General features: G+C 48.2%; 9 protein-coding genes. 5 read left to right on the top strand and 4 right to left on the bottom strand.

Annotated elements, in window-relative coordinates; translation table 11 throughout:
- Positions 1–2 precede the first annotated feature (2 nt).
- From gyrB to AB7E53_RS08165, 4 genes are read left to right on the top strand one after another with little or no spacing between them, the layout of a single operon-like run.
- Entirely contained in the window at positions 3–1,904 is a 1,902-nt protein-coding gene (gene gyrB / locus AB7E53_RS08180) for a DNA topoisomerase (ATP-hydrolyzing) subunit B (protein WP_446775126.1), read from the top strand.
- Between the two features lie 6 nt (positions 1,905–1,910).
- Positions 1,911–3,707 carry a membrane dipeptidase gene (locus AB7E53_RS08175; RefSeq protein WP_446775124.1) on the top strand — a complete coding sequence of 599 codons (1,797 nt, stop codon included), beginning with the start codon at positions 1,911–1,913 and terminating at the stop codon, positions 3,705–3,707.
- 3 nt (positions 3,708–3,710) lie between these two features.
- A complete protein-coding gene (locus tag AB7E53_RS08170; protein WP_446775122.1) occupies positions 3,711–4,697 on the top strand; it encodes a M20 family metallopeptidase in 987 nt (328 codons plus the stop codon).
- Positions 4,698–4,711: 14 nt separating this feature from the next.
- Complete coding sequence (locus tag AB7E53_RS08165; protein ID WP_068182101.1) at positions 4,712–5,137, top strand: SufE family protein; 426 nt, start codon at positions 4,712–4,714, stop codon at positions 5,135–5,137.
- Here AB7E53_RS08165 and AB7E53_RS08160 read toward each other — a convergent pair whose 3' ends face one another.
- Positions 5,138–5,737: a ribonuclease HII gene (locus AB7E53_RS08160; RefSeq protein ID WP_068182097.1), complete on the bottom strand. Its 600-nt coding sequence runs from the start codon at positions 5,735–5,737 to the stop codon at positions 5,138–5,140.
- A 15-nt stretch (positions 5,738–5,752) separates the two neighbouring features.
- A complete protein-coding gene (locus AB7E53_RS08155) occupies positions 5,753–6,967 on the bottom strand; it encodes an aminotransferase class V-fold PLP-dependent enzyme (protein WP_446775120.1) in 1,215 nt (404 codons plus the stop codon).
- Positions 6,968–7,169: 202 nt separating this feature from the next.
- On the opposite strand from AB7E53_RS08155, the gene AB7E53_RS08150 reads away from it, so the two are divergent.
- Entirely contained in the window at positions 7,170–8,999 is a 1,830-nt protein-coding gene (locus tag AB7E53_RS08150; RefSeq protein ID WP_446775118.1) for a glycoside hydrolase family 13 protein, read from the top strand.
- Between the two features lie 85 nt (positions 9,000–9,084).
- Here the strand turns inward: AB7E53_RS08150 and sufD are convergent, their stop codons facing one another.
- Together sufD and sufC are read right to left on the bottom strand one after the other, a co-directional pair.
- Positions 9,085–10,428, bottom strand: coding sequence for a Fe-S cluster assembly protein SufD (gene sufD / locus AB7E53_RS08145; protein WP_179400129.1), 1,344 nt, complete (start codon positions 10,426–10,428; stop codon positions 9,085–9,087).
- A gap of 1 nt (position 10,429) precedes the next feature.
- A complete protein-coding gene (gene sufC, locus AB7E53_RS08140; RefSeq protein ID WP_079683988.1) occupies positions 10,430–11,185 on the bottom strand; it encodes a Fe-S cluster assembly ATPase SufC in 756 nt (251 codons plus the stop codon).
- Positions 11,186–11,197: the final 12 nt, after the last annotated feature.

Below are 11,197 nucleotides of genomic sequence, written 5' to 3'. Positions count from 1 at the left end.
AGGTGCTTGAAGGGTTAGAAGCTGTACGAAAAAGACCTGCCATGTATATTGGCGACATCAGTGAAAAAGGTCTGCATCACCTGGTGTATGAAGTAGTAGACAACTCTATCGACGAGGCCATGGCCGGTCATTGCAACAAGATTGATGTGGTTATTAACGAAGACAATTCAATTTCTGTAGCTGACAACGGACGTGGTATTCCTGTTGATTTTCATGAGAAAGAAAACAAATCGGCATTGGAGGTGGTACTTACCGTTTTACATGCCGGTGGTAAATTCGACAAAGATTCATACAAGGTTTCCGGAGGTTTGCATGGTGTAGGTGTTTCGTGTGTAAACGCATTGTCGTCTTACATGAAGGCCGAAGTACGTCGTAACGGCAACCTGTATATGCAGGAGTATTCTTGCGGTAAGCCGCTGCACGAAGTGCAAATTGTAGGAACCTCTACTGTTACCGGTACTAAGATCACCTTTAAACCGGATGGTTCCATTTTTACCACAACCGACTATCAGTACAAGACGCTGGCCGACCGCCTGCGGGAACTTTCTTACCTGAATGCGGGTATCACCCTTACGCTGACCGACAAACGCTCGCCTAAGGAAGATGGTACTTTCAAGACCGAAATATTCCATTCGGATGAAGGTTTGAAGGAGTTTGTTCGTTACCTGGACCGCACCAAAGAAAAGCTGGTGGATAATAGCATCCATATCATTACCGAGAAACAGGGTATTCCTGTGGAGGTGGCGATGACTTACAACACCTCTTACAACGAGAATGTATACTCTTACGTAAATAATATCAACACCATAGAAGGGGGTACGCACCTGGCCGGTTTCCGCAGAGGTCTGACCCGTACACTGAAAAAGTACGCGGAAGATTCGAAGATGCTGGATAAGGTGAAGGTGGATATTCAGGGCGACGACTTCCGCGAGGGGTTGACGGCTGTTATCTCGATCAAGGTGGCCGAGCCTCAGTTTGAAGGACAGACCAAAACCAAACTTGGTAACAACGAGGTGATGGGTGCTGTGGATATGGCTATCGGCGAAGCGCTGGGTAATTACCTGGAAGAGCATCCCAAAGAGGCCAAGATTATTGTTGACAAGGTGATTCTGGCCGCTACGGCTCGTCACGCTGCCCGTAAGGCACGCGAAATGGTACAGCGTAAGTCGCCGCTGTCGGGAGGGGGACTTCCGGGTAAGTTGGCCGACTGCTCGTCCAAGGATGCTGCCATATGTGAGTTGTTCCTTGTCGAAGGGGACTCGGCAGGTGGTACGGCTAAACAGGGCCGCGACCGTAACTTCCAGGCGATCCTGCCGCTTCGTGGTAAGATCCTGAACGTGGAGAAGGCTATGCAGCACAAGGTGCTTGAAAGCGAGGAAATACGCAATATTTATACGGCACTGGGTGTGACCATCGGTACCGAAGAGGATTCGAAGGCGCTGAACATTGCCAAGCTTCGTTACCACAAGGTGATTATCATGACCGATGCCGACGTGGACGGAAGCCACATCGCAACGCTTATTCTTACTTTCTTTTTCCGCCACATGCGTCCGCTTATCGAAAACGGCTATGTGTACATCGCCACTCCCCCGCTCTACCTCTGCAAGAAGGGTAAGACGGAAGAGTATTGCTGGACAGATCAGCAGCGTCAGGCCTTCATCGACCGCTATGGTAACGGTAACGAAAACCAGATCCATACACAACGATACAAAGGTTTGGGAGAGATGAACGACCACCAGTTGTGGGATACGACTATGAATCCGGAACACCGTACCTTGCGTCAGGTTACGATTGATAATGCTGCCGAAGCCGATCTTATCTTCTCTATGTTGATGGGTGAAGAGGTTGCTCCGCGTCGTGAATTTATTGAAGAGAATGCGACTTACGCAAAAATTGATGCTTAAAAGACTATGGACAGGGAAGCGCTTCTGTTAACAATTAACGAACTGCACCGGGCAGTGGAGGCGGGCCTATCTCCCCGGGGAGAGAACGTACGGCCGCTGATCGGAGTTTCGGCTAATCAGAAAGAGGGGCTTTCCTGTATCAATAATACATACATTCAGTCGGTTGCCGATGCCGGTGGTGCTCCGGTACTTATTCCGGTTACCACCAACCTGGATGCATTGTCGGCCATTGTTTCTCAATTGGACGGACTGCTTCTTACCGGCGGTGGGGATATTAATCCGCTGATGTGGGAGGAAGAACCGATACCGGCCCTTCAGGAGGGTGATCCGGTAAGGGATACATACGATTTTATGTTGTTGAAGCTGGCGGCCGACCGCTGTATACCGGTTTTCGGGATCTGCAGGGGGCATCAGCTTATCAACATGGCTTTTGGAGGGTCCATGTATCAGGATATCCGGACCCAGCATCCTACCGAGACTATCAAGCATAGTCAGCAACACGACAAGGCTTTCGCTTCGCACACCGTTACAGTAGAACCCAACTCCCTGTTGGGGATTCTGACGGACAACCAGGATAAGATTAAGGTGAATTCGCTGCATCACCAGGCCGTAAAGGAGGTGGCTCCTGGATTTAAAGCCAATGCCGCAGCGTCCGACGGTATCAACGAGGGGATGGAGGCCTATCCTTTTTATCCGCTTTTTAGTGTGCAGTGGCATCCCGAAACCATGGCTGCCGCAGGTGATGAGCTGATGCGCGAACTGTTTCGTTTCCACATAGAGGAGGCCACGCTTTATAACCTGGCCAAATCGATACACCGCACGATTCTTTCCATCGATTCGCATTGCGATACTCCGCAGTTTTTTGACGAGGACTTTGATATTGGTCGGCAGGGCCCCAGTAAGGTTAACCTTCCGTTAATGGAGATGGGGCATATCGATGCTGCATTTCTGGTGGCTTACCAGGCTCAGGGTGAGCGGGATGACCAGTCGCTGCAGGAGGCATCCGACTTTGCTTTCAGGCGTTTCCGCCAGATACGGGAGCAGGTGGCGCTTCAGGAACAACGGGTGGGTGTTGCCACAAATACGGCCGACTTGATCCGACTGAAGAAGGAGGGAAAGAAGGCTTTCTTTATCGCTGTGGAAAACGGCTATGCCATGGGAAAGGATCTCAGGAATCTGGAACGTTTCAAAGAGGAAGGGGTTACCTACATTACGCTTTGTCACAACGGCAGCAACGATCTGTGTGATTCGGCTGTGGGTGAACCGGAGTGGAACGGGTTGAGTCCTCTTGGGAAAGAGGCGGTTAAGGAGATGAACCGTTTGGGAATCATGGTGGATGTGTCTCATACATCGGAAGCTACGTTTTACGATGTGATGAAGGAGAGTTCGGTTCCGGTTATCGCTTCGCACTCTTCGGTGCGGGCGTTGTGTGATCATCCGAGAAACCTGACCGACGATCAGATTCGTGCCATTGCCGCCAAAGGGGGTGTGGTGCAGATTTGCCTTTACAACGAATTTATCAATCCGGAACCTGCCAAAGCAAGCATCGACGATGCGCTGGAGCATATCCGGTATGTGGCCGACCTGGTGGGTGTAGACTATGTGGGTATCGGTTCCGATTTTGACGGAGGGGGTGAACTGTTGGGTTGCCGTTCTTCCAACGAACTGATTCAGATTACAGTTAAACTTCTGGGACTGGGATATACGGAACCGGAGATTGAAAAGATATGGGGTGGTAACTTGTTGCGTGTGATGAACGCGGTGCAACAGGCTGCCGGTGTGGATCAACTTTCAAATAATTGAATTATGTTTACAAAAATGCTATATATCTTATTTGCCGCTGCCATGATATCCTGCAGTCAGACTCCCTCTTCCTCTTCAGCAAAAGTGGAATCGCAACCGGTTAAACAGCAGAACGTACCGGCTTTTGATGCCGACAGTGCCTGGGTGTTTGTTGAGAATCAGGTTAAATTCGGGCCGCGTGTTCCCAACTCGGAAGCGCATGTGGCTTGTGGAAACTACCTGACCAGCGAACTGAAACGTTTCGGGGCACAGGTGTACGAACAGGAGGCTACGCTGACTGCCTATAACGGTACACAGCTGAAGGCTAAAAACATTATCGGCTCTTACAATCCGGAGAACAGCAAACGGGTGTTGCTGTTTGCCCATTGGGACAGCCGTCCGTATGCCGACCACGACAAGGATCCTGCCAATCATAAGAAGCCGATAGACGGTGCCGACGATGGTGCCAGCGGTGTAGGTGTGCTGCTGGAAATGGCCCGTCAGTTTTCGATTAAGTCGCCGGCCATTGGTATAGACATCATCTTCTTTGATGCGGAAGACTACGGGACTCCCGAATTTGTAAAGGAATATAAAGAAAACACCTGGTGTCTGGGTGCTCAGTTCTGGGCAAAGAATCCGCATGTGAAGGGGTATAAAGCCGACTTCGGTATATTGCTCGACATGGTTGGTGCAAAGAATGCTTCTTTCTTCAAGGAGGCGACATCCATGCGCTATGCTCCGCAGGTTGTGGAAGAGGTTTGGAGTACCGCACGGGATTTAGGATACGGTAAGTTTTTTATCAATGCGGAAGGTGGTGCCATTACAGACGACCATCAGTATGTGATTCTGGGACGCAACATTCCCTGCATCGACATTATTTATACCGATCCCGAGTCGGACAATGGTTTCGGTCCCCACTGGCACACACAAAACGATACAATGGATAATATAGACCGTGAAACACTGAAAGCAGTGGGACAAACGGTTCTTCAAGTGGTATATAATCATTAAATGGATATAAAAAGATGACGATTAACGAGATTCAGGACGAGATTATTGAAGAGTTTTCAGCCTTCGACGACTGGATGGACAAATATGCCTTGCTTATTGAATTGGGAAATTCATTGGCTCCGCTGGACGATAAATACAAAACGGAAAGCAACCTGATAGAGGGGTGCCAGAGCCGTGTATGGCTGCAAGCCGATTATTCAGATGGGTTGATCCATTTCCAGGGCGAAAGCGATGCTGTGATTGTTAAGGGAATTGTTTCCCTGCTGATAAAGATTATTTCGGGTCATACGCCCGATGAAATATTGAATGCCGATCTTTATTTTGTTGATAAGATCGGATTGAAAGAGCACTTGTCTCCCACCCGTTCAAACGGACTGGTTGCCATGTTGAAGCAGATGCGTCTGTACGCCATGGCTTTTAAATCCAGAGAAGAGGCCTGATCAGAAATCCAGCGTAAGTTGCGAAGGCAACAACGTAAACGTTTTTCTGTGATAAGGGGTTATCCCATGCTTGCTGATCGCTTCGCGGTGGGCACGCGTTGGATAACCCTTATTTTGTTGCCAGCCGTAAGACGGGTACTCTTCCGCCAGCTGTAGCATATAGTCGTCGCGGTAGGTCTTCGCCAGAATGGATGCGGCGGCGATGGACAGAAAGCGACCGTCTCCCTTCACCATGCAGGTAAAGGGGATCTCTTTGTAAGGAGTGAACCGGTTGCCGTCTATAAGAAGTGCCTGGGGTTGTACCTTGAGCTGTTCGATGGCCCGGTGCATGGCAAGGAAAGAGGCTTTCAGAATATTGATGGCATCAATCTCGGGAGCTGTAACCACCCCTATCCCCCAGGCGATGGCCTCCTGTTCGATAAGCGGACGTAAAGCATACCGGTTTTTCTCGCTCAGCTGCTTGGAGTCGTTCAACAGTTCACTCTTAAAATCGGGAGGAAGAATCACAGCAGCAGCAAATACCGGACCGGCCAGGCATCCCCTGCCGGCCTCGTCGCATCCGGCCTCGATAACATCCTTCGTATAGTAGGCTTCCAACATGTACCGTTCCTTTTATTAAAACATACCGGCTACCCGTACAATTCCTGCAGCCAAAACATCAATTTCCTCTTTCGTGTTGTAAAATGCAAAGGATGCACGCACCGTACCTTCTATACCCAGGTGCTGCATAAGGGGTTGAGCGCAATGGTGACCGGTGCGGACCGCTATTCCCAATCTGTCCAGCAGCATCCCCATATCATAATGGTGTATGTTTCCCACAAGGAAAGAGATTACACTGCTCTTATGGGAAGAGGTGCCGTAGATGCGCAATCCCTCGATAGCCGACAACCTTTCGGTTGCATAGCGCAACAGCTCGTCTTCGTAGGCGGCAATGTTGTCAAGTCCTATAGCATTTACATAGCGTAACGCCTCAGCCAGGGCGGTACTTCCGATATAGTCGGGTGTACCGGCCTCGAACTTAAAAGGAAGTTCGTTGAAGGTAGTCTTCTCGAAGGAAACCGTGGCGATCATCTCGCCTCCTCCCTGATAGGGCGGAAGTTTATCCAACCACTCTTCTTTGCCGTAAAGCACACCTATTCCCGTTGGTCCGTATATCTTATGAGCCGAAAACACATAGAACTCGGCATCCAGATCCTGCACATCTACCTTGATGTGCGGAACCGACTGTGCTCCGTCTATCAGTACCGGTACATCGTGCTGGTGAGCGATATCAATCATCTCCTTAACCGGGTTTACCGTACCCAATACATTGGATACATGCATTACGGAAACCAGTCGGGTTCGTTCCGAGAACAGACTCCGGTAGGTATCCATACACAATTCGCCCTGCTCGTTGATAGGTATCACCTTGAGGGTGATTCCTTTTTTGGCAGCCTGTATCTGCCAGGGTACGATGTTGGAATGGTGTTCCATGACCGACAGAATCACTTCGTCTCCCTCATTCATGCATGCATCGGTAAAAGAGGATGCAATCAGGTTAATGGATTCGGTGGTACCCCGTGTAAGTATAATCTCGTGGGCATGGCGGGCATTGAGAAATTGCTGGATTGTTTTTCGAGCCTCCTCGTGTGCCTCGGTGGCAGCCTGACTCAGGAAGTGCACCCCACGGTGTATATTGGCATTTACATTGTAATAACCCTCTTCGATCTTTTCCACAACGCAACGAGGTTTCTGGGTTGTGGCTCCGTTGTCAAGATAAACCAGATCCTTTCCGTATATCTTACGGGAAAGAATAGGGAAATCCGAACGGATAGCTTGAATATCTAACATAGTTGCTTTCGTTTATTGACTGTATAACAGTTGTCAAAGATACTATGTTTATTTGTAAAACGGATACGATCAACGAGGTAGTTTCCTGCAAACGATTGCATTGCATTTGATGTTATAATCAAATAGGATAGAAAGAATATCCGGTATTATACGGTATATTTGTAATTGAGTTCCATTGCATTACAAACTAATATTTTTTATTATGAGAAAAAATCTGCTTCTGAGTCTGATCATTTGTCTCCTTTTCCCCGGCTTCTTATCGGCTAAAGGAATAACCGCAGAACCCGCTTTTTGGTGGAGCGGAATGAAAAATCCTGAACTGCAGCTTATGGTTTATGGCGAGAACATCGCTTCTTTCCGTCCCTCTGTCTCTTATCCCGGAGTGAAACTTAAAAGTTCGGTTGCTCTGGAAAGTCCCAATTACCTGTTGGTTTATCTGGATGTAGAGAATGCGCAACCCGGCACATTCGACATCACCTTTACAAAAGACAAGAAACAAATCAAGATGCCTTACGAGTTGAAGGCCCGTAAAAAAGATGCATGCAAGATAAAGGGTTTCGACTCGTCGGATGTGCTGTATCTGATTATGCCCGACCGCTTTGCCAATGGCGATCCGTCAAACGATAACCTGGTGATGAAGACTGCCTACAAAACCGACCGTAACGACCCGAGTGCACGTCATGGTGGTGACTTGGCCGGTATCGAAAAGCATCTGGACTATATTGAGGATCTGGGGGTGACTGCCATCTGGCTGAATCCGGTTCTCGAAAACGATATGCAGGGTGGTTCGTATCACGGTTATGCCACAACGAATTATTACCGTGTGGATCCGCGTTTCGGTACAAACGAGGATTATGTGCGCTTGATTGACAAGACGCATGCGAAGGGTATGCGTGTGGTGATGGATATGATCTTTAATCACTGCGGCAGCGATCACATATGGATGAAAGACGTACCCAGCAAGGATTGGTTTAACAACCTGGACAAGTATGTAGAAACCAGTCACGTTAAAGAGGTGTACTTTGACCCATATGCTTCGGAATACGACACCAAGAGGATGGTTGATGGCTGGTTTGTTCCGTCGATGCCCGACCTGAACCAACGGAATCCGCATGTGGCGACCTATCTGATACAAAACAGTATCTGGTGGATAGAATACAGCGGCGTGGACGGCATACGACAAGATACCTATCCCTATGCGGATTATAAGATGATGGTGGATTGGTGCAATGCCATTTACAGGGAATATCCTGACTATAATATCGTGGGTGAAGCCTGGATGAATCAGACCATGGGTACAGCCTTCTGGCAAAAAGACAGCAAGTTAAACGAACGGGGCAACACGATGCTGAAGTCGGTGATGGACTTCCGTTTGATGGGACTTTCGCATTCTGCATTTTTTGGAGATGCCGGAGGTATGCAGGCGCTATATGAACATCTTGCTTACGATTACGCCTATGCCGATATTTACAATGTATTGCGTTTCCTGGATAACCATGACACCGATCGCTTTTTGCCTGCCATGCCGGAGAAGCTGGATGCCTTTAAACAGGGCATTGCCTTCATGCTTACCATACCTGGTATACCGCAATTTTACTACGGCACCGAGTTGCTGATGAACGGGACCAAACAAAAGGGTGATGGCTATATCCGGTTGGATGTTCCGGGCGGATGGCCGGGTGATGCTGTAAATCAGTTTGAGGCTTCCGGACGTACCGATATACAGAACGAAGCCTGGAATTACATGCAGAAGTTACTGAAATGGAGAAAAGGTAACGAGGTTATCGCCAAAGGTAAGATGAAACACTTTGTTCCGCAAAACGGGGTATACGTATACGCACGTAACCTGAACGGAAAGCAGGTGGTTGTCATCATGAACGGAAATGCGAAGGAAAGTGTGCTTCCTCTTGATAGATACGACGAAATCCTGAAAGGATATACATCGGGTAAAGATGTGATTACAGGAAAAGTAGTTAGTCTGCAGAAAGAGCTGACGCTGGGAGCAAAAGATGTGTTAGTGTTGGAATTATAGGTTCATTGATTTACAAAGAAAACCCCTTGCCAACGTAGTGATACGTATAGCAAGGGGTTATTATTTTATAGATATTCTCTGCAGATTATTTACAACCGCGGCATCCGGCACAGCTGGCAAGCTCGCCACGGAAACGTTTTTCCACAAGATGATGCAACCTCTCTTTAAGAGCATCCATACGTACGTAATCGATCACGTCGCTTGTAAAAGCTACACTTAACAGCATACGAGCCTCTGCTTCGGGTATACCTCGGCTACGCATGTAGAACAGGGCATTCTCGTCGAGCTGACCGGTTGTCATACCGTGAGAGCACTTAACATCGTCGGCATATATTTCCAACTGAGGTTTCGAATACATACGGGCTTCGCGGCTGGAGCTAAGATTCCGGTTGGTCTGGTATGCCATTGTTTTCTGGGCTCCCTCCTTTACAAGGATTCTACCGCTGAATGCACCCACGGCCTTATCGTTAAGCACGTACTTGAATAGTTCGGTGCTGGTACAATTAGGTACGGCATGGGTAACATGGCTGTACGTATCCACCTTCTGCTCCTGGTCGATGATGGCCATACCGCACAAGGTAGCTTCGGCATATTCTCCCAACAGTTCCACGTAATAGTTGTTGCGTGAAATACCGTTGTTTAGCGATATACCGTTTACAAGCACATTGGCCTGAGCCTCCAGTTTAACATGCAACGACGAGAAACGGGCTGTGGTTGGGTTACTTTCTTCCAGATTGTAGTAGTCGAAATGGCTGCGTTCGGCAGCGAATATTTCAACGACTTCGGTAGACAGAAAGTTTTTGGGATCCATCGTATGTTCGCACACCAACAATTTGGCCTGTGAATCTTCTTCCAGGATAACCAACACACGGCGGTTTGCCATTGTATCCACATCGGATCTAAGTACGTTGATAAGCTGAACCGGCTTCTCAACCACCACACCTTTGGGTACATACAACACGAAACCATCTTGTGCAAGAAGGGTGTTCAAGGCGATGATACCATCTTTTTCGGAAGGTGCCGCCTTGGCATAATACCTGGCTGCAATTTCGGGATGCTCTTTCGTGAAGTTAAGCAAACCTCCGGCATAAACTCCTTCCGGCAACTTAACATCTGGTTTTACACGGTCGTAAAACGAGTCGTTCACCATAAAATACAAACAGGTACTCAGATTAGGTACGTCACAGCGAAACACGTCGTACGGATTCACCGGAATATCCAGTCTGTTAATATTCAGACCGAAGTCGGGCGCAAATGCCTTGTCGACATCGGTATACTTATAATCTTCCGAATTCGCCTTGGGGAAACCGTTGGCGATGAAATCGGCCAAAGCCTTTTTCCGGGGTGCGTTAAGCACTTCCGAAGCATGGCGGTTCACCAGGGCTTCACATTGCGAATAGAGGTCGATATATTGTTGTTCGGCTGCCATATTATTCGTCTCCCATTTCTTTCTTAATCCAGTCGTATCCCTTCTCTTCCAACTCAAGTGCCAGTTCCGGACCTGCAGTTTTCACAATGCGACCTTTATAAAGAACATGTACCACATCTGGTTTGATATACTCGAGCAAACGCTGGTAGTGTGTAATTACTATGGCAGCGTTATGAGGTGTTTTCAATTGATTCACACCGTTGGCAACGATACGCAGCGCATCGATATCAAGACCGCTGTCTGTTTCGTCAAGAATGGCAAGTTTCGGGTCCAGCATGGCCATCTGGAATATTTCGTTACGCTTCTTTTCGCCACCGGAAAAACCTTCGTTTACCGAACGGTTGGACAATTTGGTATCCATCTCCACAACAGCTCTCTTTTCGCGCATCAGCTTAAGAAAATCGGATGCCGATACAGGCTCCAGTCCGTTATATTTACGGTGTTCGTTAAGAGCGGCACGCATAAAGTTAACCATACTTACACCCGGTATCTCCACCGGATACTGGAAACTCAGGAACATTCCTTCTCTGGAACGATCTTCGGGAGAAAGTTCCATAATATCTTTTCCGTTGAATGTTATTTCACCTTCGGTTACCTCGAAGGCAGGATTACCTACTAAAACCGATGCCAACGTACTTTTTCCGGATCCGTTAGGACCCATGATTGCATGTATTTCTCCGGGTTTCACGGTGAGGTTGATCCCCTTCAATATCTCTTTGCCATTAATGTTGGCATGTAAATTTTTTATTTGTAACATATTGATATGTTG

This window comes from Macellibacteroides sp., from assembly GCF_050251695.1.
Lineage (GTDB): Bacteria > Bacteroidota > Bacteroidia > Bacteroidales > Tannerellaceae > Macellibacteroides > Macellibacteroides fermentans.
Note: the sequence above shows the minus strand (reverse complement) of the source record. Positions and strands in the feature narration are given on the sequence as shown.